This is a genomic window from uncultured Streptococcus sp., assembly GCF_938036805.1.
Classification (GTDB): domain Bacteria; phylum Bacillota; class Bacilli; order Lactobacillales; family Streptococcaceae; genus Streptococcus.
The window spans coordinates 1-22,282 of record NZ_CALHWC010000141.1 but is presented as its reverse complement, the minus strand read 5'-3'; the positions used below and the strand labels follow the sequence as shown (position 1 = coordinate 22,282).

The 22,282-nt window shown below is 41.9% G+C and carries 25 protein-coding genes and 1 pseudogene; 14 read left to right on the top strand and 12 right to left on the bottom strand.

Features of this window, described 5'->3' with window-relative positions; all coding sequences use genetic code 11:
* The 5 genes and pseudogenes from Q0191_RS05630 to Q0191_RS05610 form a co-directional block, all read right to left on the bottom strand.
* Nucleotides 1–181, bottom strand: a pseudogene (locus tag Q0191_RS05630) (LD-carboxypeptidase); the annotation flags it as partial.
* A gap of 68 nt (nucleotides 182–249) precedes the next feature.
* A complete protein-coding gene (locus Q0191_RS05625) occupies nucleotides 250–864 on the bottom strand; it encodes an HAD family hydrolase (protein WP_297664595.1) in 615 nt (204 codons plus the stop codon).
* A 71-nt stretch (nucleotides 865–935) separates the two neighbouring features.
* Complete coding sequence (locus tag Q0191_RS05620) at nucleotides 936–1,835, bottom strand: DUF4097 family beta strand repeat-containing protein (RefSeq protein WP_297664593.1); 900 nt, start codon at nucleotides 1,833–1,835, stop codon at nucleotides 936–938.
* Nucleotides 1,828–2,427, bottom strand: coding sequence for a DUF1700 domain-containing protein (locus Q0191_RS05615; RefSeq protein ID WP_297664591.1), 600 nt, complete (start codon nucleotides 2,425–2,427; stop codon nucleotides 1,828–1,830). Before Q0191_RS05615 ends, Q0191_RS05620 begins: the two co-directional genes overlap by 8 nt.
* A complete protein-coding gene (locus Q0191_RS05610) occupies nucleotides 2,414–2,740 on the bottom strand; it encodes a PadR family transcriptional regulator (RefSeq protein ID WP_297664589.1) in 327 nt (108 codons plus the stop codon). Before Q0191_RS05610 ends, Q0191_RS05615 begins: the two co-directional genes overlap by 14 nt.
* Before the next feature lie 265 nt (nucleotides 2,741–3,005).
* Between Q0191_RS05610 and Q0191_RS05605 the strand changes: the two genes are divergently transcribed.
* From Q0191_RS05605 to Q0191_RS05580, 6 genes are read left to right on the top strand one after another with little or no spacing between them, the layout of a single operon-like run.
* On the top strand, nucleotides 3,006–3,137 hold the full coding sequence (locus Q0191_RS05605) for a teichoic acid D-Ala incorporation-associated protein DltX (protein ID WP_005591428.1): 132 nt from the start codon (nucleotides 3,006–3,008) through the stop codon (nucleotides 3,135–3,137).
* A gap of 20 nt (nucleotides 3,138–3,157) precedes the next feature.
* A complete protein-coding gene (dltA, locus tag Q0191_RS05600) occupies nucleotides 3,158–4,708 on the top strand; it encodes a D-alanine--poly(phosphoribitol) ligase subunit DltA (RefSeq protein WP_297664585.1) in 1,551 nt (516 codons plus the stop codon).
* Nucleotides 4,705–5,949, top strand: coding sequence for a D-alanyl-lipoteichoic acid biosynthesis protein DltB (gene dltB / locus Q0191_RS05595; RefSeq protein WP_297664583.1), 1,245 nt, complete (start codon nucleotides 4,705–4,707; stop codon nucleotides 5,947–5,949). Before dltA ends, dltB begins: the two co-directional genes overlap by 4 nt.
* Before the next feature lie 21 nt (nucleotides 5,950–5,970).
* A complete protein-coding gene (gene dltC, locus Q0191_RS05590; protein WP_005591431.1) occupies nucleotides 5,971–6,210 on the top strand; it encodes a D-alanine--poly(phosphoribitol) ligase subunit DltC in 240 nt (79 codons plus the stop codon).
* Complete coding sequence (gene dltD / locus Q0191_RS05585; RefSeq protein ID WP_297664580.1) at nucleotides 6,203–7,474, top strand: D-alanyl-lipoteichoic acid biosynthesis protein DltD; 1,272 nt, start codon at nucleotides 6,203–6,205, stop codon at nucleotides 7,472–7,474. The genes dltC and dltD overlap by 8 nt, the downstream gene beginning before the upstream one ends.
* A gap of 24 nt (nucleotides 7,475–7,498) precedes the next feature.
* The gene (locus Q0191_RS05580; protein ID WP_297664578.1) at nucleotides 7,499–7,978 is read left to right on the top strand and encodes a GNAT family N-acetyltransferase; all 480 of its coding nucleotides are present in this window, start codon (nucleotides 7,499–7,501) and stop codon (nucleotides 7,976–7,978) included.
* Between the two features lie 31 nt (nucleotides 7,979–8,009).
* Here Q0191_RS05580 and Q0191_RS05575 read toward each other — a convergent pair whose 3' ends face one another.
* Nucleotides 8,010–8,837, bottom strand: coding sequence for a Cof-type HAD-IIB family hydrolase (locus Q0191_RS05575; RefSeq protein WP_297664576.1), 828 nt, complete (start codon nucleotides 8,835–8,837; stop codon nucleotides 8,010–8,012).
* 30 nt (nucleotides 8,838–8,867) lie between these two features.
* A complete protein-coding gene (locus tag Q0191_RS05570) occupies nucleotides 8,868–9,614 on the bottom strand; it encodes a DeoR/GlpR family DNA-binding transcription regulator (RefSeq protein WP_297664574.1) in 747 nt (248 codons plus the stop codon).
* Nucleotides 9,615–9,774: 160 nt separating this feature from the next.
* On the opposite strand from Q0191_RS05570, the gene Q0191_RS05565 reads away from it, so the two are divergent.
* On the top strand, nucleotides 9,775–10,380 hold the full coding sequence (locus tag Q0191_RS05565; RefSeq protein ID WP_297664572.1) for a DNA-3-methyladenine glycosylase: 606 nt from the start codon (nucleotides 9,775–9,777) through the stop codon (nucleotides 10,378–10,380).
* Here the strand turns inward: Q0191_RS05565 and Q0191_RS05560 are convergent.
* The gene (locus Q0191_RS05560) at nucleotides 10,375–11,547 is read right to left on the bottom strand and encodes an MFS transporter (protein ID WP_297664570.1); all 1,173 of its coding nucleotides are present in this window, start codon (nucleotides 11,545–11,547) and stop codon (nucleotides 10,375–10,377) included. The two genes, Q0191_RS05565 and Q0191_RS05560, sit on opposite strands and share 6 nt — an antisense overlap.
* A 76-nt stretch (nucleotides 11,548–11,623) precedes the next feature.
* Complete coding sequence (locus tag Q0191_RS05555; protein WP_297664569.1) at nucleotides 11,624–12,145, bottom strand: TetR/AcrR family transcriptional regulator; 522 nt, start codon at nucleotides 12,143–12,145, stop codon at nucleotides 11,624–11,626.
* Nucleotides 12,146–12,314: 169 nt separating this feature from the next.
* On the opposite strand from Q0191_RS05555, the gene Q0191_RS05550 reads away from it, so the two are divergent.
* The 4 genes from Q0191_RS05550 to Q0191_RS05535 all read left to right on the top strand — a co-directional run bounded on the left by Q0191_RS05550 (nucleotide 12,315) and on the right by Q0191_RS05535 (nucleotide 14,802).
* A complete protein-coding gene (locus tag Q0191_RS05550; RefSeq protein WP_297664567.1) occupies nucleotides 12,315–13,175 on the top strand; it encodes a cation diffusion facilitator family transporter in 861 nt (286 codons plus the stop codon).
* A 150-nt stretch (nucleotides 13,176–13,325) separates the two neighbouring features.
* The gene (locus tag Q0191_RS05545; protein ID WP_297664565.1) at nucleotides 13,326–13,928 is read left to right on the top strand and encodes a DUF3796 domain-containing protein; all 603 of its coding nucleotides are present in this window, start codon (nucleotides 13,326–13,328) and stop codon (nucleotides 13,926–13,928) included.
* Nucleotides 13,929–13,930: 2 nt separating this feature from the next.
* Nucleotides 13,931–14,158 carry a helix-turn-helix transcriptional regulator gene (locus Q0191_RS05540; RefSeq protein WP_297664563.1) on the top strand — a complete coding sequence of 76 codons (228 nt, stop codon included), beginning with the start codon at nucleotides 13,931–13,933 and terminating at the stop codon, nucleotides 14,156–14,158.
* Nucleotides 14,155–14,802, top strand: a complete 648-nt coding sequence (locus tag Q0191_RS05535; RefSeq protein WP_297664561.1) for a nucleoside triphosphate pyrophosphatase — start codon at nucleotides 14,155–14,157, stop codon at nucleotides 14,800–14,802. Before Q0191_RS05540 ends, Q0191_RS05535 begins: the two co-directional genes overlap by 4 nt.
* Nucleotides 14,803–14,901: 99 nt before the next feature.
* Here Q0191_RS05535 and Q0191_RS05530 read toward each other — a convergent pair whose 3' ends face one another.
* Together Q0191_RS05530 and Q0191_RS05525 are read right to left on the bottom strand one after the other, a co-directional pair.
* Nucleotides 14,902–16,074, bottom strand: a complete 1,173-nt coding sequence (locus tag Q0191_RS05530) for a family 1 glycosylhydrolase (RefSeq protein WP_297664559.1) — start codon at nucleotides 16,072–16,074, stop codon at nucleotides 14,902–14,904.
* 40 nt (nucleotides 16,075–16,114) lie between these two features.
* Nucleotides 16,115–18,922: a hypothetical protein gene (locus tag Q0191_RS05525; protein ID WP_297664557.1), complete on the bottom strand. Its 2,808-nt coding sequence runs from the start codon at nucleotides 18,920–18,922 to the stop codon at nucleotides 16,115–16,117.
* Between the two features lie 253 nt (nucleotides 18,923–19,175).
* Between Q0191_RS05525 and Q0191_RS05520 the strand changes: the two genes are divergently transcribed.
* From Q0191_RS05520 to Q0191_RS05510, 3 genes are all read left to right on the top strand, one after another.
* On the top strand, nucleotides 19,176–19,697 hold the full coding sequence (locus Q0191_RS05520; protein ID WP_297664555.1) for an AAA family ATPase: 522 nt from the start codon (nucleotides 19,176–19,178) through the stop codon (nucleotides 19,695–19,697).
* A gap of 106 nt (nucleotides 19,698–19,803) precedes the next feature.
* Nucleotides 19,804–20,421, top strand: coding sequence for an SAP domain-containing protein (locus Q0191_RS05515; protein WP_297664553.1), 618 nt, complete (start codon nucleotides 19,804–19,806; stop codon nucleotides 20,419–20,421).
* A gap of 771 nt (nucleotides 20,422–21,192) precedes the next feature.
* On the top strand, nucleotides 21,193–21,882 hold the full coding sequence (locus Q0191_RS05510; RefSeq protein WP_297664551.1) for a hypothetical protein: 690 nt from the start codon (nucleotides 21,193–21,195) through the stop codon (nucleotides 21,880–21,882).
* Between the two features lie 329 nt (nucleotides 21,883–22,211).
* Here Q0191_RS05510 and rpmG read toward each other — a convergent pair.
* On the bottom strand, nucleotides 22,212–22,282 hold a 71-nt coding region (rpmG, locus tag Q0191_RS05505), incomplete at its 5' end, for a 50S ribosomal protein L33 (RefSeq protein ID WP_297664597.1).

Here is a 22,282-nt window from a genome sequence, read left to right as displayed (position 1 = left end):
TTTCGATGGAGGCAGAGCCTAGTATATCATTTTCCAGATAATGCTCCGAAAAAGATACGATAAATCCTAGCTTTTCCAAGCGCTCCTTGGCGGCTAGATTGGCTTCAAAGCCACCAAGGCGTTCGATTGACGACGAGGGACTGACGACCCGAATGTGCATGCCAGATGTGAGTTTTTTCATAGGAACCTCCTTGTGATAATTTTTTATAGAGTATCATAACATAAAGGCTATAGGAAGTAAAGGTGGGGTTAGAGAATTTTTAGCAAGTCCGATAAGGAATTTACAGTAAAATCAGGTTCTTCTGACGGTGATTGGATTGGACTATATGCACTAAATCCTTGTTTGATCCAAATAGTTTTCATGCCTAATGTCTTAGCTGGCGCAATATCATTATCAAGTCTGTCACCAATCATAATAGCAGATGAAGCAGAACATGAAGCTTGTTGAAGGGCTAGTTGAAAAATTTTAGAACTAGGTTTGGAAAATCCACAGTCAGCTGATGAGATAATCAGATCAATCCATTGTTTGATAGCAAACTTTTCTAATCGCTCCTCTAAGCCGAGTAGTTGATTAGCGATAATACCTATTTTATAGCGATTATGTAGTATTTCTAATACCGTTTTTGTATCTGGGTAAAGTGTTTCTAGTTCAGAGTTCCATTTCGGACGTTCTAGGCCAAACTCTTGTAATGCTATTAAATCTCCCTTTTCCCCCTCTTTAAATGAGAGTAGCATCCGCTGATAAAATGCATCATGAGTGATATTTGTTCCTGCAATTGCTTGTTCAATCCTATCTTGATAAGCTTTCTCTTCATTGATTAAAGTAGAACCAATATCAAAAAATATCCATTTATAATTTGTCATTCGAAACCCCTCCCTATCTTATTTTACCATTTTAAACATAAAAAACGGAACCAATCAGGCTCCGTTCTATTTCAATGGCGAATCGCAATGCTGCCGGTGCTGGTGCGGGCGGTCAGCTTGGCTTGAGCTTGTTCATTGGTATGAATGACCCGATCACCTATAAAGTTATCTTGGTCGTGGCTGGTCTGCATGTCCTTGGGCAGTTCAATGTCACCTAGATCTGTTTGCAGGTCTAGTGAGATGGCTTTGTAGGTCTCTTCGGCGAGATGGAGATCGATGGAGCCATTGCTGCTGGACATGTTGATATTGCCCTTGAGAATCAGTTTATCACTAGTGATACTACCGTTGGAGAGACTGATTTGAGTATCGGTCAGGCTGGTTTGGACTAGCTCGACGCTGCCATTAGCACTTTCAATGCTGCCGGTCTGAATCTGGCTATGACTGAGTTCGATTGAACCATTGCTGAGATCGGCTTTTAATTTTTTGATTGTCAGGTCATTGATTGATAGGCTGCCATTAGCTAAACTTGCCTTAACCTCTTCCAAGTTTTTTCCCTTAGGTAGGCTTAGAGTGATTTGTTGAGTCCTTTCAAAATCTCCATTTATCAAGCTCAGTAAAGAGCGCAGACCGCTGCTAATGTTGATAAAAAAGCTGGATTCCTTAATGTATAAACTACCGTTTTCGGCCTTGGTACTGATTTTTTCAGTTGTCTTTCCGTCTCCTTGATAATAGGTCAAATGAACCTTATCATCGGGCGATTCTCCAATTACAACCGAGCGGTTGCTCAGCTCTAGATTTAAGGAATGGATATTGTCATAGGTTTCTTCTTGCTTGGCCATCTTGGTGCTAGCGGCTGAGCTCTTCGCCAGATCCTGCAGCCCACCACTTGCTAGCCCTGCCAGTATGAGGCCTAGACCCAGCAGACAGGCAGCAATAGCAAAGTTGAATATGGTTTTTCTTGCTTTAGACATGACGGCCTCCTTTCCGTGCCAAGGCTTGGGCGAGTTTGACAAAACTCAGTTTAATAAAGCGAAGGATAGGACCAATGCTGAGATAGAAGAGTCCAGCCAGCCCCAAGGCTAAAAGGCTCATCCCCAAACTAAGGGCAAAAGCAGGAATAGAAGTGGTCATGCCGAGAGTCAGGCTGTCCCAAATCAGACTAGCCCCTAGGAGAAGCATAGCAAAGGTAAAGACGGCCATGACAAAAGCAAGGACACTGACGAGGAGGAAGAAAGTAAAAATCAAAGTCAAAGCCAAAATTAATAGAGGAATTGCTAGTGGAGCCGCCAAGATGGACAGAATAGCAATCTGGACGATCTGCTTGCTGTTTTTGACAGAGCCAGCTTCTTGGCTGTCTTCCTCTATTTTCTTGTCCAAAAGATTGATGATAATCTCGTGAGCCGCTTCTTTGGGACTACCCAGCTCAGCTATAGCTGCTGCCTCTCCCTCTGGACCGACCTCGTCAAAGTACTCGGTGAAGTAGTCCATGGCTTCTTGATAGTCTTTTGCTGGCAACTTTTTTAAATATTTTTCTAGCTGGGCTAGATATTCAGTTCTTGTCATGGCGAATGCTCCCTTCGATAATGCCCTTAATCGTGTTGGTATAAAGCTCCCATTCATCTTTAAGGTTGACCAGTTGTTTCTGACCTCTTGGGGTCAGAGAGTAATATTTTCGTTTTCGACCTTGATATTCCTGAGAGTAAGTCTCTAAATACTGACTCTTTTCCAATTTTTTCAGGATAGGGTAAAGCGTGGACTCCTTGATATCGGCAATGAGCTTGATGGTCTGGCTAATCTCGTAGCCATAGGAATCTTCTTTATCTAAAATCGCTAAAATCAGAAATTCTATCAGGGTAGAAGATGTAGGGAAATACATGCACTACCTCCTATATATAAAAATATTATATATAAACTTTCTACATATAGGATAATCCCTTTCGAACAAAAAGTCAAGTAATATATAGAAATTTTACTTATAGATGTTGAAAAGGATTTCATCCTTGAAAGATAAGGGAAGTAACTCTTTTTCTATTTATTTCCTTACAAGAACTTTACACAATTGATAGCTTTTATATTGAAATCTTTCTCTATAAAATGGTAAAATAATCTATGTCTATCTAAAAAAGATAAGAGTGAATGAAATGACGAAATATAAGACGATTTATAAGTTTGTAGGGCAGACATTGCTATACTTTGTGATTTTCGTAGCCCTGCTTTATTTCTTTAGTTATCTTGGTCAAGGTCAAGGTGGCTTTATCTACAATGAATTTTAATGTAAGAGAGTACTATACACATGTCAAATACAGCAATTACAGATATGATTGAAGCAATTGATCACTTTGCTCAGACGCAGCCAGATTTCCCTGTCTACAATGTCCTTGGACAAGTTCATACTTACGGAGATCTAAAGGCCGACTCCGATGCACTGGCAGCCAAGATTGATAGCTTGGGGCTGGCTCCAAAGTCACCCGTCGTTGTCTACGGTGGTCAGGAGTATGAAATGCTGGCTACTTTTGTGGCTCTGACTAAGGCAGGTCATGCCTATATTCCTATTGATAGTCATTCAGCCTTGGAGCGCGTGACTGCTATTGTGGAAGTAGCTGAACCAAGCCTGATTATCGCCATTGCAGATTTTCCGCTGGCTGATACAGATGCAGCTATTCTCAGTCTGGATCAGGTTCGAGCGGCTTACGCAGAGAAGACTGCCTATGAGATTAGCCATCCAGTCAAGGGAGATGATAATTATTACATTATCTTTACTTCTGGTACGACTGGTAAACCTAAAGGTGTGCAAATCTCTCATGATAACCTGCTCAGCTTTACCAACTGGATGATTACAGACAAGGAATTTGCGACACCGAGCCGTCCGCAAATGCTGGCACAACCGCCTTATTCTTTTGACTTGTCAGTTATGTACTGGGCACCGACTTTGGCGTTGGGAGGGACTCTCTATGCCCTGCCTTCTAGTCTAACTCAGGACTTCAAGCAGCTATTTGAAGCGATTCTCAGCCTGCCTGTAGCAATCTGGACTTCTACACCGTCTTTTGCGGATATGGCCATGCTTTCGGAAGATTTTAACAGCCAAAAGATGCCAGGCATTACGCATTTTTACTTTGATGGAGAGGAGCTGACGGTCAAGACAGCTCAGAAATTGCGGGAGCGTTTCCCTGAGGCTCGTATTATCAATGCCTACGGCCCGACCGAAGCAACGGTGGCTCTGTCTGCAGTTGCCATCACGGATGAGATGCTAGCGACCCTCAAGCGTCTGCCAATCGGCTATACCAAGGCGGATTCACCAACCTTTGTTATCAATGAAAATGGGCAAAAATTGCCAAATGGTCAGCAGGGGGAAATCATTGTCTGTGGACCAGCCGTATCCAAGGGCTACCTCAACAATCCTGAAAAGACAGCTGAAGCCTTCTTTGAATTTGAAGGGCTACCAGCCTATCATACAGGTGATGTGGGGACGATGACTGATGAAGGCCTCCTACTCTACGGCGGTCGTATGGACTTCCAGATTAAGTTTAACGGCTATCGCATCGAGCTAGAGGACGTATCTCAAAACCTCAACAAATCCAAGTATATCGAGGCGGCAGTAGCAGTGCCACGTTATAATAAGGACCACAAGGTGCAAAACTTATTGGCCTACGTTATTTTGAAAGACGGTGTTGCAGAGCAATTTGACCGCGAAATCGATATTACCAAGGCTATCAAAGAGGATTTACAGGATATCATGATGTCTTATATGATGCCATCTAAGTTCCTCTATCGGGAATCTCTGCCCCTAACACCAAACGGTAAGATTGATATCAAGGGGCTGATTAGTGAGGTCAACAAGTCATGATGGATTTCTTGAAACAGCTTCCTCATCTGGAGCCTTACGGAGACCCACAGTATTTCCTTTATCTTATCTTGGCTGTTTTGCCAATCTTTATCGGACTTTTCTTTAAAAAACGCTTCCCGGTCTACGAAGCCTTAGTTAGCTTGGCTTTTATCGTCTTGATGCTGACGGGTCCTAGTCTGGCGCAGCTCTATGCCCTGCTCTTTTATGTCGTCTGGCAGACGGTCTGGGTTTATTCTTATAAATTCTACCGCAAAAAGCAGGACAGCAAGTGGATATTTTATTTGCATACAGCATTGGCGGTTCTGCCCCTATTCTGGGTTAAGGTCGAACCAGCTATCAGTGGCCACCAATCACTCTTTGGCTTTTTGGGGATTTCCTATCTGACCTTCCGCTCAGTTGGTATGATTATTGAGCTGAGGGATGGCGTACTAACTGATTTCAGTCTTTGGGAATTCCTCCGCTTTATGCTCTTTATGCCCACTTTTTCTAGTGGTCCCATTGATCGTTTCAAGCGTTTCAATGAAAATTATCTTCAAATTCCAGAGCGCGATGAGCTTCTAGATATGCTGGAGCAGTCGGTCAAGTATATCATGCTGGGCTTTCTCTATAAGTTTGTCCTGGCCCATATCTTTGGCCACATGATTTTAGGGCATGTCAAGACCTATGCCCTCTATACTGGCGGTTTCTTCAATCTGGGGACGCTAGGCGTCATGTATGTCTTTGGTCTGGATCTCTTCTTTGACTTTGCCGGTTATTCGATGTTTGCGGTGGCCATTTCCAATCTCATGGGCATCAAGAGCCCTATCAACTTTGACAAGCCTTTTGTTTCACGCGATTTGAAGGAATTTTGGAATCGCTGGCACATGAGCCTGTCCTTCTGGTTCCGCGACTTTGTCTTTATGCGGCTGGTCATGGTGCTCATGCGCAACAAGGTCTTTAAAAACCGCAATACGACTTCCAGTGTGGCCTATCTGATCAATATGTTGGTTATGGGCTTCTGGCATGGTGTGACCTGGTACTATATCGCCTATGGTCTTTTCCATGGTCTGGGCTTGGTGGTCAATGACGCTTGGCTCCGTAAGAAAAAGACCATCAATAAAGAGCGTAAAAGTAAGGGACTGCCAGCCCTGCCTGACAACAAGTGGACCCAAGCGCTGGGGGTTGTTATCACCTTCCATGTTGTCATGTTCTCATTCTTGATCTTCTCAGGATTTTTGAATGACCTTTGGTTTAAAAAATAAAATGTAAACGAGGAAACTATAATGGATGTAAAAGCAGAAGTAATTGAAATTATTGACGAATTATTTATGGAAGATGTTTCGGACATGATGGACGAGGATTTGTTTGATGCTGGCGTTTTGGACAGCATGGGGACAGTAGAGCTGATTGTTGAGCTGGAAAACCGTTTTGACATCCGTGTGCCAGTGTCAGAATTTGGCCGCGATGACTGGAATACAGCCAATAAAATCGTTGAAGGTGTAACGGAGCTTCGTAATGCTTAAACGACTCTGGCTGATTTTGGGGCCTGTCTTCTGCGCCTTGGTCATGGTCGCCCTGCTCTTTTTCTTCTATCCGCTTGAGAAAAAGCATGATGTGGAAGCGGAGAAGCGGGCAGCTGTGACCCTCACAGCAGAAACGTTCAAAAGCCGTAGCAAAAAAATGACGGCCCTGACAGATCAAGATACCCGTTTTGTGCCCTACTTTGGCTCCAGCGAATGGCTGCGCTTTGACAGTATGCACCCAGCTGTTTTGGCTGAGAAGTATGACCGCAATTACCGACCTTATTTTCTAGGACAGCGGGGGGCGGCTTCGCTCAACCAATATTTTGGAATGCAGCAGATGACCTCTGAGCTGGAAAATAAGACGGCTGTCTATGTCGTTTCTCCCCAATGGTTTACCAAAAAGGGCTATGACGCGGCGGCTTTTCAGCAGTATTTCAATAGCGACCAGCTAGCTGGCTTTCTCAGTTGGCAGGACGGTGGTGTAGGCTCTCAGTATGCAGCCCAGCGGCTTTTGCAGCTCTATCCCAACATTGCTATGGGGGATATTGTCAGGAAAGTGGCCGATGGAAGCCAACTGACTTCTTTTGAGCAGCAGTATATTCATACCATGAGTCAGATTTATCAGCGGGAGGATGCATTTTTCAGTACATTTGCTGCTGGTAATAATGGCAACTATGACACGAAGGTTTTACCTCAGCTTTCCCGTCTTCCAGATGAATTCTCCTATGAAGAATTGGAAAAGCTGGCTACGGCAGATGCTGTAAAGCAGACCAATAACAATGATTTAGGCATCGATAATGAGTTTTATAAGAAGCGTTTGGCTAGAAAAATCAAGAAGTTCAAAGGCTTCCAATCCAAGCAGTCTTACGAAAAGTCTCCCGAGTACAATGATTTGCAGCTAGTTTTGGAACAATTTGCCAAATCCCATACGAATGTTATCTTTGTCATTCCACCGGTCAATGCCAAATGGATGGCCTATACTGGATTGAGTGAAGAGATGTACCAGCGTACAGTTGAGAAGATTAAGTTCCAGCTGGAGAGTCAAGGCTTTACAAATATTGCTGACTTTTCTAAGGACGGCGATAAGCCTTACTTTATGCAGGACACGATCCACATGGGTTGGAATGGCTGGCTGGCTTTCGACAAGGCTGTCGATCCTTTTGTCTCTAACCCTCAACCTGCTCCGAATTATCAGATCAATGAAAAATTCTTCAGTAAGGAGTGGGCTAATTACACGGGTAACTACGAGGAATTTGTCAAATAAGGTAATAGGCTGGAAGGAGAAGACATGATTCGCTTGGCGGAAATGCAGGATATCCCAGCGATTTTAGCAATTTTTGATCAGGCTAGGGAGTTTATGCGGACTATGGGAAATCCCAGTCAGTGGCCGGCTTCCTATCCGAACCATCAGCTGGTAGAGGAAGATATTCGGGCGGGCCACTGCTATGTCTTTGAAGAGGCTGGGCAAGTTGTTGGAACCTTTGCGTTCATCATCGGACCAGATCCGACCTACCAAGAAATTGAAGGTGCTTGGCATTTTTCAGAGCCTTACGGTACAATCCACCGTATCGCTTCAAATGGACAGGTCAAGGGCCTGGCTTACCAGTGTTTTGACTTTTGCCTGCAGCAGATTCCCTATCTCCGCATTGATACGCATGAGGATAACCATCCGATGCAGGCAGCCATTCGCTGCTACGGTTTTAGCCAGTGTGGCACGATTTATTTGCCAGATGGCAGCCCTCGCCTTGCCTACGATTATCATCAATAAAAAAATCTGCTCAAGGGCAGATTTTTTTGCATTATAGTAAAACATATTCCTCAATAGCTTTGGCGACCCCATGTTGGTTGTTGCTTTTAGTGACGACTGTTGCCTCAGCTTTAACTGTTTCAGGGGCATTGCCCATGGCAACTCCCAGACCAGCCAGTCGTAGCATCGGAAGGTCATTGAAGTTGTCTCCGATTGTCATGACCTGCTCCAGCGGAATCTGGTAGTGTTTGGCCACTTCTAGAAGGGCTTGCTCTTTTGACACTTCTTTATGTGTGACTTCCAAATAGTTGTCCTTGGACAGGTAGAAGGCTGTATTTGGAAAATCCATCGTTTGCAAGTAGGCATGGAGTTGCTGGATAACAGCTGCATCATCAATCAACAGCAACTTATGGGCTGGGATGAGCACATCCAGAACAGGCAGCAGAATATTTTGAATAATAGCCTGCTCACCTGTAATCTCAGCTTCAATCTGCACCCACCTATCCAAACGGTCAGCAATCCAATCTTTGCCAGAGTAGAGATTGCTGGAAACACTAGGAAACTTAGTTTTGACCAACTCCAGAAAAGTGCGAATTTCTTTTTTATCCAATGGATGCTCGATAATGGTCTCGTAATTTTGCGGATCACCCTTGATGACTAGTGCACCATTGTAGCAGGCTAGAGGATTATCCCCCAGTCCCAGCTCACGCGCAATTGGCTCCATGCCCAGAGGAGAGCGGGCAGAGGCTAGAACAAAAGGGATGTTTTCTTTTTTCAGCAAGGGAATCTGCTCCCTCAGTTGCGGATCTACTTGGTGCTGGTCATCGAGAATTGTGCCGTCAATGTCGCTGATAATCAAACGAATATCGTGCTTGGTCATGGTTCTTCCTCCATAAGCTATAAAATGAAACTAGTAAATAATGGTGACTTTCCCAGCCAGAAGAGCTTCTAGCTCAGGGCTAGGTTTTTGATCGGTGATCCAGTAGTCAAAATCGCTAATATTTCCTAAAATATAGGTTGATTCTTTCTTAACTTTAGCCTGCTCGGCCAGCAGAATCTTTGTCTTGGCCTGCTTGAGAGCTAGCTTCTTCAGATAGGCATCTTCCTGATCTTCAAAGCTGATTTGGCCATTTTTCAGACCTGCAGCTCCGATAAAGGCTAGATCAAAAGAAATTTCTCTGAGCAACTCGGCTTCATTGAGGGCGTAGTAAAAACGATTTCTCGGATAGAACTTTCCACCTAAAAGATGGAAAGCAACCTGCTCTTGACCACTCAGCATGATGGCATTATCCAAAGAATGAGAAAAAATCGTCATCGGTTGCTGAACTTGCTGAGCCAGCTTGAGAACCACCGTTGATACATCAAAGAAATTGACCTGATTGGGTTTGAGAAAGTCCAGAGCCTTGTGAGCAATAGCCTTTTTTTCTTGGTTTAGTTGGCCTACACGATCGTTGAAAGAAGGAATTTGCCGACTAGTTTCCAAAGGAATAATCCCGCCATGGGTACGCTGGACCAGTTTTCGCTCGCTCAAAATCGAGAAATCACGGCGAATAGTGTCCTTAGAAACCTGAAAATAATCCACCATGTCCTTAGCTGCCAGCTGTCCTCTGTCCTCCAAAAGTTCCAGCATTTTTGAAAGCCGCTGCTCCTGATACATCTTCTTTATCCTTTCTGCTCCTTTATAAGTTCATTATAATCCATTTTATAAGCATATGAAAGCGTTTATAATGAAATGTAAGTGCATTTATCGAAAATATGAAAGTCCTTTTGAAATTATGTTATAATCAAAAAAATTAAGCGGATAAGATGAGGGTAAGATGATTTCAAGTGAATTTTGGAAATTAATGGAAGAAGATACGGTAGCAACTGCTAAGGCTCTTTTAGGCATGCAGTTAATTTTAGACGGCCAAGTCTTGGGACGAATTGTTGAAACGGAAGCTTATCTGGGTCAGCAGGATAGTGCTTGTCATTCTGCTGGTGGGCGCCGATCTCCTAAAAACGAATCCATGTATCTGGCTGCCGGCCATTGGTATGTCTATCAGATTTACGGCCATCAGATGCTGAATCTGGTGACTAAGAGTGAACATATCCCCGAGGCTGTTCTGATTCGGGCTTTGGAATTGCCAGATGGGCGCCTTTTGGCCAATGGGCCTGGGAAACTGACTAAATATGCTGGCATTGACAAGCGTTTTGACGGTCAGAGTTTGGCAGGTGCCTTGCAGCTTGATGAAGATTGTAAACCAGTCCAAATCGAAAGTCGTCCGCGGATTGGGGTCACCTGCACAGATAAATGGCGACAAGAGCCCTTAGGCTTTTATGTTGCGGGCAATCGGCATGTTTCTAAAATTGCTAAGAAAAAGCTACTATCCGACCAAGAAACTTGGCAACAAAAAACTCCTGATGGAGAATCAGAAGTTTTATAGAATCTTGTCAAATTTTTCTATGTAAAAGAGGCTCGTGGTCATGATGATAGTCAGACCGAGGAGGATGAGGATGGCTGGTGTCCAAGAATGGAACAAATCAAAGCTGTAGCCAAAGAGGCTCGGGCCGAAGGCAGCTAGGATGTATCCTCCAGTTTGAGCCAGTCCGGATAGTTGGGCCGTTTGCGCAGGCGTAGAGGTCTTGAGGGAGAAGGTCACCATGAGATAGGGGAAGAGGGCGCTGACAGACATGCCAATGAGGAGATTAAGAATCAGCCAATAAGCAAAGGAATCTGTCCGAATCAAGAGCATGGTAATGCCGATTAGACCTGCCGCAGAAACCAAGCTAATCATGACCAGACGTTGACGAGCTTTCAAGCGCGCTGTCAAACTAGGAATTGTCATTGAAAAGGGCAGGCTAATCAGAGAAAAGACCGCTGCTAGTAGTCCGGTCGTATCAGTAGAAAGGCCAGCTTGCTGCCCCAAGGTTGGCAACCAAGTCATACTGGTATAAAAGAGTAGTGACTGTAAGCCACCAAATAAAATTAAGGCCCAGACTCTTGGATTTTTTAGAAGAGCTCCTTGCTCTTGCTTTCCTTGCTGTTTAGCCGCCAAGCGATGGCTATATTTGATATTGGGCAGCCAAACCAAGAGAATCAAAAAGCAAATCAAGGTTGATATCCAAATGAGACCTTGCCAAGAGCTCATTTGAACGATGGGAACAGCCAGAGCAGACAGAATCGTGATCGACAGTCCCATCGATGTGATATAGAGAGTTGTCAAAAGACCGACACGATGCGGCTGATTGGCCTGAATCAAGCTCGGAAGAAGGACGTTTAAGACAGCAATAGCCGCTCCTAAAATAATAGTTCCCGTATAAAGTAAGGGGAGATTAAACACGCGAATCAGCGAGCCTAGAGTTAGCACGAGTAACACAAGAGCAAACAGTTTTTCTAAGCTCATCTTTTGTGCTAAGCGCGGAGCAAAGACCGAGCAGAGGGCAAACATGATCAAGGGCAGGCTGGTCAAGAGGCCTAGGGAACTAACTGGAACCTGTAGCCCCTCCGCAATGTCTGTCAGAACGATAGGTAAAACAGTAAAAGGTGCCCGCAAGGCAACTCCGATCATGATAATACCTGGAATTAAAAATGGTGAGTGTTCTTTTTTCATAAGTTATCAATCTCCTTTCGTGCGTCAAGGAACGATTATACCACATCTTTACTGAAAATGACAGGTAAATTGCAGATTAGTTCATCAAGTCTAGAAAATAGTGGGAAATCGTGTCTTCATCGACCTGCTTTCTTTGCTGCAGCCACCAGCTGACCGTCTCCACAAAAGTTGACGTCACATAATTTTTTAGAAAATGCTCTGGCAGATGACTCTTTTCCTGCAATAATTTCTGCTGAATCATGGGAAAGAGATAGTGTTCCAGCTCGATTTTCAGGCGGTTGATGAAGTAAGTATTTTTATCCAAGAGAAGGGTGGCTATCCGATCCTGATTTTTCCGAAAGTGATGAAAAATATGGGCTGTCGCTTCAAATAAATCGCGTCCTTCGGAGCGCTCGATAAAGGTATGCTGAAAGAGCTCTTGGCAGAGTTCCTCCAGCAGGGTTTCCTTGGTCTCAAAGTGGCTATAGAAGGTGGAGCGGCCTACATCTGCTAGGTCAATGATTTCCTGAACGGTGATGCTCTCGTAGCTTTTCTGATTGAGCAGGCTGATAAAGGCTTGGTAAATAGCTGCGCGTGATTTTTTTACTCGTCTATCCATGGAAATTCCGTACAAAAAGAGCTTTTTGTCTGCTAAGAGACAAAGGACATGAACTGGCTCTTGTTTCCTTTCTAATAATAGGAGATAATATAATTGAACATAGTGTTCGGTATTGATTAGATTATACCATAAATAGTATTCGTTTAAGCAAATATTTAAGGAGGTTCGCATGAAATCCAGTAAAAATATGACAATTGCCTTCCTGTTAAACTTTTCTTTTGCCATTATTGAATTGATCTTTGGCCTTCTCTTTCATTCTAGCGCTGTCTTAGCGGATGCAATTCACGACACAGGAGATGCTCTGGCTATTGGCCTATCGACTCTTTTTGAGAAGATTTCCACAAAAAAAGAAGACCGAGAATATACCTTGGGTTATAAGCGCTACAGCCTGCTGGGTGCTCTCTTGACCTCAGTGATTTTGTTGGTCGGTTCGACCTTGGTAATCGTGGAAAATGTCTCTAAATTATTTGCCCCTGAGAAGGTAAATTATGATGGCATGTTGGTTTTAGGGATTGTCGCCATTGTCGTCAATATAGCAGCTAGCAGAGTAGTCAGCCATGGACACAGCCACAATGAATCTATTCTTAGCTTGCACTTTCTTGAGGATATCTTGGGCTGGCTAGCAGTTGTCGGAGTGTCTATTATACTGCGCTTCACCGATTGGTATTTTCTGGATCCGCTGCTTTCTCTTGTCATCGCAGGCTTTATTCTCAGCAAGGCTCTGCCAAAATTTTGGGAGAATATCCAGATTTTCCTAGACCATGTGCCCAGCGATGTGGATCTCAGTCAGCTCTATCAGGAAATAGCAGTGCTGGAAAACGTGCGAGCCATTACCCAGCTCAATGTTTGGACGACGGATGGTTCAGAAAAATATTCCATGCTTCATATCTGTCTGGAAAATCCAAATTTGCTGGCTGAAACGCAGGCTGTCCTGCGCCAAAAGCTCTTGGCTTATGGCATTGCCAAAGTAACCATTCAGACTGATGAAAGCTTGCAAGAACACCAAGAATATTGTATTGGTAAAGAATAAGCCAGCTCCCCAGAGAAATTCTGGGGTTTTTGTTTGCGGAAATAAAAAAATTCTCAAATAGCACATAAATGCTTGTCTTTTATTCTTGTGTGTGATATATTTATAACATAAAGGTGTTAAATATTTCTAACACTGCGAAAGGAGTCTATCATGAAAAAAAGTCAAAAAATGGGTGGCCTCATTTTGATGGTTGCCACCGCTCTCTTTATTGATTTCGCTGTTTTCTTTGCTCCCAGCAATCTCAACTGGCCAGCCAAGTGGATGATTGTCGGTTTAGTAAGTTTAGGTCAGCTCGTGAGTATCTGGTCTTGGTTTCACATGAAACTATGGCCTAAGAAGATAAAAGAGGTCCAAGAAAAGCAAGCCTATAATCTAACCATGAAATTTTATAATCTACTGACGCTTACGGCAACCTCTATCTATACCGTCGGAATTTGGTTGTGGACTCCGAGCACCAATCCGTCCATTATAAAGTACATTGCCTTGGGAGGGCTCCTCGCTATCCAGCTTCTCTTTCTGTTATTTTTTGCCTTGAAAAAGGTCAAGGAGAGAGCAGACGAGCGCTTTTATGCCAATCTGGCAAAAGCAGCGACTTTGATGTTTGCCATCTGTATAGCAACTTTACTGGTACTTGCAGGCCTTAGCGCTAATGTAGGTTCTATCACAGTCAATGCCGGAATATTTTTCATCATGATTGGTGTCTTGGTCTTGTTCTTTGGTTTTGTCTTCTTTTTATTTGAAAAGAGGGGTTAAAAATGGCCAAGGAAAGCAATATTATCACCAATCTCAAAACCGTCCGCGAATCCATTGGCATGACCCAGCAGGAGTTAGCTGACCGTATTGGAATGCGGCGCGAAACGATCTTGCACTTGGAAAATAATCGCTACAATCCCTCGCTAGAGATGGCTTTAAAAATCGCTCAGGTTTTTGATTTGCGGGTGGAAGAACTCTTTCAATTAAAGGACACGGGAGGACAATCATGAAGACGGTTTTTGACTACCAAAGGGAAGGTGAAAAAGGAAGGATTCGTCGCTTTGTCCTGCTATCTACGTCGCCCAGACGCAAGGAATTGCTGAGTTTTTTGAATCCAGAGATTCAGGCTGTAGAAGTGGACGAGCGAGCTATCGAAGAGCATTGTATGGAAAGCATTGATACTCAGGACTTTCTGACCAAGGCAGCCAAGATTTGTTGTGAGATTTCCAAAGCCAAGTCCACTTTGGACTTGGAAACTGAGACTCTTTATATTTCGGCTGATACCATCGTCGTAGTGGATGATCAGATTTACAATAAACCACAGGATATCGCTGAAGCCAGTCGGATGTTCCGCTCTTACTTTGGCAAGAGCCACCATGTAGTGACCTCGGTCTGCCTACGTATGCAGGGTTTTCTAGAAGTTTTTTACACCGTGGCGCAGGTGGACTTTGTAGACTATTACCCAGAATTAGAGCCTGTCATCGAGGCTTATCTGCATGATAAGCGCCCGCTGGATAAGGCAGGTGCTTACGGCTTTCAGGAGCTGGATCCTCGCTTTATCCGCTCAATTACAGGCGATATGCACACCATCATCGGCCTGCCTGTCGCTGAGACCAGCTATCGGATTTTTAGAGATAGCAAAGGAAAAGATTAAGGCTTTGATTGCTCTTCTAAAACATCAAAAATCTCCCCACAAGTGATTATTCACTTTCTTAGGGAGATTTTTTCTATGTTTTGAGCTTGAGACTGGATCCTAGATATTTACATCGCTCCAGCTAAATGGTGTGTAGCCAAGCAACTCAATCCCGTCAATCTCAACGGATTTAATAATTTCTTGAACGTTGTCTTGAATATTCTTAGCTAATTGCGGGTGGTCAGAGACCTCAGAACAAGTCTCAATGACCAAGAGAGGCTTGTGGTAGCGCTCATATAGCTCAGACATGGCAATTCGAAGAAGGACAGGTTGTGCCAGACAAGCTTCTACATTTCTGCGGACATATTTGTTGGTAAACAAATCCTGGATATTTTCCGCCGCATAATGTGAGAAGGCAACAAAGTCCACGATGCCTTCTCTTAAGGCGAAGACATCCTCTTCCGTAATGCCCAGATCCAGCTGATTTCGCTCAATGTAGCGAAGGAAGTGATTTGGATAGTGTCCCTTGGTCTGCACATCTGTAAAAATGTAGTTTTTACGTCTGTTCAGCTCATGGCCCAAGGCATCAGTAGCTGAGTGATTTTCTTGGTGGGAGTCACTATTGATGGTAATCAAGCTACCGAATTGGAAGGTTGGATTGATGGTTTGACCGAGCTTAACCACATTTGCGGATGCGATTAGCTGATGGTGGGCAGCCAGCCAAATTTGTTGTTCTTGGTTTTCTGTGCTGTCAAAGTGTAGCCCAGCGCCTAAGAATGGCAAATAAGACAGAGCGCTCATTTCTTTAAAGGTAATCCAGTAAGTGACTTTTTCTTTAAAGTGGGTCAAAACGGCTTCGCAATACTTTTCGTACATGGCAATCATTTGACGACTTTTCCATGCGCCGTATTTTTCATACAAATGAAGCGGAAAATCAAAATGAGATAGGCTTACAATTGGTTCGATGTCATTCTCTAGCAGTGCATCGATAATTGACTCATAGAAAGCAAGGACCTTAGCATCGGGTCTCCGCTCTTCTCCAGTTGGGAAGAGGCGAGTCCATGAAAAGGACAGCTGGTAGGTATTGAAGCCCATTGTTTTAATTTTTTCAATGTCTGCCAGATAATCCTGTTTGCTGGAGCCTTGTTTGAACAGATCGTAGGCTCCTAAGGGAATTGTTCGATAATCAACTGTTCCGTCCATGACAGAGAGACGATAGCCTTCACCATACTGGGGTAGAATGTCGGTGATTCCTAGACTTTTACCATTACTTGATAGAATATTTCTAATCATATTAGTTCCTTTCAGTATTCATTCGCTGTTTGTTCTGAGCTTATTTTTTCTGTCTCTTAGTAATCATGGCTAAGGTTGATAGATTCTGTGTGACAGTAGTAAACTCAGAAGCCATGCTTTGCGATTGATATACGGCAGCAGACAGACTGATCGAATGGGCTCTCTCTGCACTGATTGATTGTTCAATAATCATTCTTTGTGATTGTGACTCAGCGATAGATAGACTGATTGAACGCTCTCTTTCCACGCTCATTGATTGCTCAATAGCGATACTTTGTGATTGTGATTCAGCAATAGATAGGCTGCGTGACTGTTCTTGCTCTAGGCTGATAGACTGCTCAATGATCTTACTTTGGGCTTCAGATTGGGCAAGGTAAATGCTGAATGAATGATCCTGTTCGACGCTGATTGATTGTTCAACGGCTCTGCTGAGGATTTTAGATTCTGCAGTAGATAAACTAAATGATTGTTCTTGCTCCAAGCTGGTAGACTGCTCAATAGTATCTCTTTTCGCTCTAGATTCCGCAGCTGCCAAACTGTATGAATATTCCTGTTCCAGATTGCGAGATTGTTCTACCGCCGCATGTTGTGATTGCGATTCTGCGATAGACAGGCTGCGTGACTGTTCTTGTTCCAAGCTGATAGACTGCTCTACGGCCACGCTTTTCGCTTGGGATTCCGCCATAGACAGGTTAGTAGATACTTCGTTTTCTAGGCTGATAGACTGTTCAATAGCGGTGCTTTGAATTTCATTTTCAGTAATAGATAGACTTAGCGATGCCTCGTTTTCAGCACTGATAGACTGTTCAATTGCCCGACTTAAGGCTTCGGATTCCGCTACAGATAGGCTGATAGACGCTTCATTTTCTGCACTAATTGATAACTCGATCGCTTTACTTAGTGCTTCAGACTCTACGATAGATAAGCTAGTAGACACTTCGTTTTCCGTGATAATAGACTGTTTAATAGCTTTATCTAAGACTTGGGATTCTTCAACAGACAAGCTGATAGACGCTTCGCTCTCTGCACTAATTGATTCTTCAATAGCGATGCTTTGAGACACAGATTCAGCTATCGACAGACTAGTAGATGCTTCGCTTTCAGCGCTGATCGATTCTTGAATCGCGATACTTTGAGATACAGACTCCGCCACGGACAAGCTGGTAGATGCTTCGATTTCTGCGCTGATTGATTCTTGGATAGCAATGCTTTGTGACACCGATTCCGCCACAGACAGGCTCTTAGACGCTTCGATTTCCGCGCTGATTGATTCTTGAATCGCGATACTTTGAGAAACGGACTCTGCTACAGATAAGCTTAGCGATGCTTCCAATTCTGCACTAATAGATTCTTGGATGGCAACGCTCTGAGAAATAGACTTCGCCACGGACAAGCTCTTAGACGCTTCGATTTCAGCGCTGATTGATTCTTGGATCGCAATGCTTTGTGACACCGATTCCGCCACAGACAGGCTAGCAGACGCTTCGACTTCAGCGCTGATAGATTCTTGGACTGCAATGCTTTGAGACACTGATTCAGCCACAGACAGGCTCTTAGACGCTTCGATTTCAGCGCTGATGGATTCTTGGATGGCAATGCTTTGAGACACAGACTCAGCTACGGACAAGCTGGTAGATGCTTCGATTTCAGCGCTGATCGATTCTTGGATAGCAATGCTTTGGGAAACAGACTCTGCCACCGACAGGCTCAGTGAAGCTTCGATTTCTGCACTGATCGATTCTTGGATCGCAATGCTTTGCGAAATAGACTCTACTACGGACAAGCTGGTAGACGCTTCGATTTCCGCACTGATTGATTCTTGGATGGCGATGCTTTGGGAAACAGACTCAGCTACAGACAGGCTAAGCGACGCTTCGATTTCAGCGCTGATCGATTCTTGGATGGCAATGCTTTGAGAAATAGATTCCGCCACAGACAGGCTAAGAGATGCTTCGCTTTCTGCGCTGATTGATTCTTGGATGGCGATACTTTGAGAAATAGATTCCGCCACAGACAGGCTAAGAGATGCTTCTGTTTCCGCGCTGATTGATTCTTGAATCGCGATGCTTTGAGAAATAGACTCAGCCACAGACAGGCTAAGAGATGCTTCCGTTTCCGCGCTGATTGATTCTTGAATCGCGATACTTTGTGAAATAGACTCTGCTACAGATAAGCTGGTAGATGCCTCGTTATCTGAACTGATAGACTCTTCAGCGGCCATGCTTTGCGATACCGACTCAAAAATAGATAGGCTTAACGATGCTCTATTTTCTTCAAAGATCGATTGTTCGATGGCATAACTTTGTGCAATCGACTCAGCCACCGATAAGCTGGAAGAAGTATCAGCTTCCTTGCTGTCAGATTGGCCAACTGCCAAACTTTGTGTTTGTGATTTGGAGACGGATAAGCTCCGAGACGCTTTTTTGCTTTCAATACTCAATGATAAGGATATTGAGTCTGCAGCGCTCTTCAAGCCCCGCTTTTTCCGAGAATCTACCGCTGTTGAGAGGCTTGTTTCAGCAGAATCTGCCTCGCTAGTCGAAGGCCCCTTAACTGTCACTTTTTCTTGAGCCAGACTAGATTCACCTTCTATCGCTTGAGATTCGTCTGGATCTTCTTCTCCGCCGATATTCATAACATCTAAGCGGTCGTAGTATTGGATAGATTCCAAAGCTTTCTCGATGAGGAAATTCTCTCTATCTTCTTGGGTCATATTTACCTGCGGAGCACTTCCTTGATTATTATTGGAAGCAGACGATTCTTCCTCCTGCTCTTCTCCTTTTATAAGACGCTTAAAGCCCCCTAAAAAATTACGCAACATACCTTTGTTCTCTTCATTGCTTGGCATGGACATACTCTCCCTAATTCTAATAATAATACTATTATAAAGGCTAGCAGACCATCTGTCAAAATTTATTGCATTAAAATGAAAATTTCCAAAAGAAAGGGTTTTCTTGCTTCTTTCTGAGAATTTTTCTCTGAATTTTACCCATTTTCACACACTTTTTTGAAGGATTTGAAGACGATAGAAATAATATCTTAGAAATGCTATAATATGGGCAGTTATTTTCAGAATTGTTAGAATTGACAGAGGTATTAAGTTGGAAAATTGTGTTTATATCATTTCAGGGCCTCCAGGCGTTGGAAAAAGCACGGTCAGCAAAGAACTAGCTTACTCTTTTGATAAAAGTGCGGTGATAGAAGGCGACATGATCTACTTAATGATTAAAAGCGGCCTAGTAGCACCTTGGGAGGATGATGGCTATTACATGGATTTATTTTGGGATAATGTCATCAGTCTGACCGATAATTTCATGGCCCGAGGCATTACAGTCATCATAGAATACGTCATATTTGAGGAACAACTGAAGAAAATCGCAGAGTTTTTAAAGACAAGACAGATAAACTTAAAATACTGTGTCTTGCTAACAGAAGAAGAAACGCTTAGAAATCGAGATTCTTCTAGAAAAGAAATTGAAAGAACAGGCGATTTATCTATCCAGTCAAGAAATGAGTTCTTAGCTAAAATTATTGAGAAAAATCATTTGCTGTATACAGATGATTTGGACGTCAAAGAAACAGCACATATCATAAAAACTTCGGATCGATTTTTAGTTGCTTAAAATTGAGCTCGATAGCTGGAACTTAGAAAGTAAAGTGATAAGACGGGTTTACAAGTTAGCAAGTAAATTGATTGTCTGACAAATTTGAATTTATTAAGGTGGGCATATGAAAGAAAAAAGACCTGGTTTTGGAGATATAAAATCATTTGAAGAATTTAATAGATACTATTGGTATCGAGAAGAACTTTCACAAATTTGTAAGTCCCTTGGATTAGAGTATAGATGTACGAAGCAAGAATTGAACTATATTATCGAACAATATTTTAGGGGAAATAAAATAGAAAAATTTTTGAGTAAAGGAGACAAAAGTCAAGCCGAAGTGATAACCTTGGAGACTCCGCTACTTAACTGCGGTTTTTCTTTTAACCAAAAATTTCGAGATTATTTTTCAGCTGTAACAGGCATTAGTCCCTTTAAATTTAGTGCTGATATGGCGACGGCTTGGCGAAAAGTAAAAAGGGATAAAGATATAAAATTCACTATTCAAGATATGATTAAAATATATTATGGTGAGTCAGATTATGCCAAGTATGATAGTTCGGCTTGCCAATGGAATCAGTTTCTAAAAGACTTTTGTTTAGATGAATTGAGCGATTGTTATTCTAATAAGTTAAAAGTTGCAGCTATTCTCTGGAAAGAAGTTAGAAACTCGATACATGAAAAAGTTTACTCACGGGAACTTTTAAAAAAGTATGAATCTAAAGTAGAGGAATACCGTAAGTAAATAAATTCCAGCTTGTCGAGCTGAGTAAAACCGGGAACATCAAATTATATGCTATTTTATCATAACACAATAATAAAATAGATGTTGGAGCGAGCATAGAAAAAAGAGGAGCCTCATAATGAAGTTCCTCTTACTTTTGATTGTCCGAATCGATATTCTCATTTCAAATAAATGTAGTCAAAAATGTAGTCATTCGATTGATTTATATTGCGATGTACTGAATTCAAGAAAAAGAAAAAACGCTTGAAATGAACTGACCCCGAAAAGTTGGACAGAAAAAATCTAACATTGGGGTATTTATAATGGAATTGCGTTATAAAGCTAAAGTTCAAATCTATGAACTAAGGAAACAAGGAATCAGCTTACTGTTTTTGTTACTATTATACCATACTTAGAAGCTTCATATTATTGCTATTTATAATCAGTTAATTAGCAACTATTCTTATAACAGGATTTATAAATAAAGTATAAGTAAGCGAACAAAGAAACTTATTTATTGTAAGTGCATCAAGTGTAAATGTTATAAGATATTAATGCTATAATAAAATGAAGGATTTTTTATGTAAGAACATTTAAATCCTAATCAAATTGAGTATGCTGAAGCATTCTGTCGCTTCACAGTAATTGAATATGGACTTTTCCAAAAAATTATTAACTCAAAAAATTTTTTGACAACAAATAAAAAGGCCTTTAAAATTTGTAAAAAATGTATTGAACTTAATTAATAAATTTTAATAAAACAGAAAGATCAATAATAGGAGTAAATAACATATGGCAATAGAAGATAACGATTTAAAAATCACATTGGGATCATTTATTCATAATAAATATGGTGATAAGTTGAACATTGATAGTTGGAATTATGAGTTTAAAAATTGGAAAATGGAAAAAATCACAAAAGGCCAATATTACACATTCGCAAATAGTGTAATAGAGGATTGTCAAGTTGTGAAAACACCTCTATTTTGCGATAATCCAATAATGTGGAAGGTTATACTTAGAAAAAAACCAAACGCTAACTATTTCGTTTCTAGCCTAAATATTGTTAATCATAATATTACTGAAAGCAATAATGTTGAAATAAAGTCTACTTTAAAAGAGAGCATTAAGGACAAAGGGCATTTTATTGCCGATTCATTTGATAAGTTCCTACTTACAGAGGATGAACTTAAGGAAAATGAATTCAAAGTTCATCAATTTTTTGGTCGAGGGAATAAAAGCAACGTCTCACCTCAAGATTATAGAGCAAATAGAAATTCTAAAGCATATACTGGACAATTGAAATTTGAACAAGAAATCTTAGATTTCTTAAACAAAAGTACTAATATGGATGATGAAATATACTATGAAATAGAAGAAATCAAGTTTAATCAAAATGTATTCGGTCGGCGAATATTCATAAAATGGCCTTCTGAAAATCCTAATTTTACTCATGTTTTTATTCCAGAATGTCGTGAATAGATGTTATTATTAAACATATCAATAGAAAAGCAATTTTACAACTTTGTGTTTGGATGTATTAAAAAGCTGATGCTATTTGATAATTGAGATGAATTAAACGATGGAATATACAGTAGTTTAAAAGATTGAATAAATTATAAAATCCAAAAACGCTCTAGACAATATGACTAGAGCGTTTTCTATATATCCGAACATCTAATTTATTTCACAAAAAAGGTAGTGAAAAAAGTAGTGATTTGGTTGATTTATATTGCGATGTACTGAACTCAAGAAAAAGAAAAAACGCTTGAAATCAGCGTTTTTCTTATGTATTGATCCGTATTGAGTGCTTACTTCACTTCTGTGAACACAACGTGTTTGCGAAGTTTTGGTGAGTATTTCTTCAATTGAAGACGGTCTG

What these genes read in the sequence shown, in the direction of transcription:
- Q0191_RS05615 (WP_297664591.1), bottom strand. Translation starts at nt 2,427, where the DNA reads ATGACAAGAACTGAATATCTAGCCCAGCTAGAAAAATATTTAAAAAAG.
- dltC (WP_005591431.1), top strand. Translation starts at nt 5,971, where the DNA reads ATGGATGTAAAAGCAGAAGTAATTGAAATTATTGACGAATTATTTATG.
- Q0191_RS05525 (WP_297664557.1), bottom strand. Translation starts at nt 18,922, where the DNA reads ATGCCAAGCAATGAAGAGAACAAAGGTATGTTGCGTAATTTTTTAGGG.
- Q0191_RS05620 (WP_297664593.1), bottom strand. Translation starts at nt 1,835, where the DNA reads ATGTCTAAAGCAAGAAAAACCATATTCAACTTTGCTATTGCTGCCTGT.
- Q0191_RS05545 (WP_297664565.1), top strand. Translation starts at nt 13,326, where the DNA reads ATGAAAAAAAGTCAAAAAATGGGTGGCCTCATTTTGATGGTTGCCACC.
- Q0191_RS05605 (WP_005591428.1), top strand. Translation starts at nt 3,006, where the DNA reads ATGACGAAATATAAGACGATTTATAAGTTTGTAGGGCAGACATTGCTA.
- Q0191_RS05510 (WP_297664551.1), top strand. Translation starts at nt 21,193, where the DNA reads ATGGCAATAGAAGATAACGATTTAAAAATCACATTGGGATCATTTATT.
- Q0191_RS05555 (WP_297664569.1), bottom strand. Translation starts at nt 12,145, where the DNA reads ATGGATAGACGAGTAAAAAAATCACGCGCAGCTATTTACCAAGCCTTT.
- Q0191_RS05575 (WP_297664576.1), bottom strand. Translation starts at nt 8,837, where the DNA reads ATGACCAAGCACGATATTCGTTTGATTATCAGCGACATTGACGGCACA.
- Q0191_RS05535 (WP_297664561.1), top strand. Translation starts at nt 14,155, where the DNA reads ATGAAGACGGTTTTTGACTACCAAAGGGAAGGTGAAAAAGGAAGGATT.
- Q0191_RS05540 (WP_297664563.1), top strand. Translation starts at nt 13,931, where the DNA reads ATGGCCAAGGAAAGCAATATTATCACCAATCTCAAAACCGTCCGCGAA.
- dltB (WP_297664583.1), top strand. Translation starts at nt 4,705, where the DNA reads ATGATGGATTTCTTGAAACAGCTTCCTCATCTGGAGCCTTACGGAGAC.
- Q0191_RS05625 (WP_297664595.1), bottom strand. Translation starts at nt 864, where the DNA reads ATGACAAATTATAAATGGATATTTTTTGATATTGGTTCTACTTTAATC.
- Q0191_RS05565 (WP_297664572.1), top strand. Translation starts at nt 9,775, where the DNA reads ATGATTTCAAGTGAATTTTGGAAATTAATGGAAGAAGATACGGTAGCA.
- Q0191_RS05550 (WP_297664567.1), top strand. Translation starts at nt 12,315, where the DNA reads ATGAAATCCAGTAAAAATATGACAATTGCCTTCCTGTTAAACTTTTCT.
- dltA (WP_297664585.1), top strand. Translation starts at nt 3,158, where the DNA reads ATGTCAAATACAGCAATTACAGATATGATTGAAGCAATTGATCACTTT.
- Q0191_RS05530 (WP_297664559.1), bottom strand. Translation starts at nt 16,074, where the DNA reads ATGATTAGAAATATTCTATCAAGTAATGGTAAAAGTCTAGGAATCACC.
- dltD (WP_297664580.1), top strand. Translation starts at nt 6,203, where the DNA reads ATGCTTAAACGACTCTGGCTGATTTTGGGGCCTGTCTTCTGCGCCTTG.
- Q0191_RS05560 (WP_297664570.1), bottom strand. Translation starts at nt 11,547, where the DNA reads ATGAAAAAAGAACACTCACCATTTTTAATTCCAGGTATTATCATGATC.
- Q0191_RS05610 (WP_297664589.1), bottom strand. Translation starts at nt 2,740, where the DNA reads ATGTATTTCCCTACATCTTCTACCCTGATAGAATTTCTGATTTTAGCG.
- Q0191_RS05570 (WP_297664574.1), bottom strand. Translation starts at nt 9,614, where the DNA reads ATGTATCAGGAGCAGCGGCTTTCAAAAATGCTGGAACTTTTGGAGGAC.
- Q0191_RS05580 (WP_297664578.1), top strand. Translation starts at nt 7,499, where the DNA reads ATGATTCGCTTGGCGGAAATGCAGGATATCCCAGCGATTTTAGCAATT.
- Q0191_RS05515 (WP_297664553.1), top strand. Translation starts at nt 19,804, where the DNA reads ATGAAAGAAAAAAGACCTGGTTTTGGAGATATAAAATCATTTGAAGAA.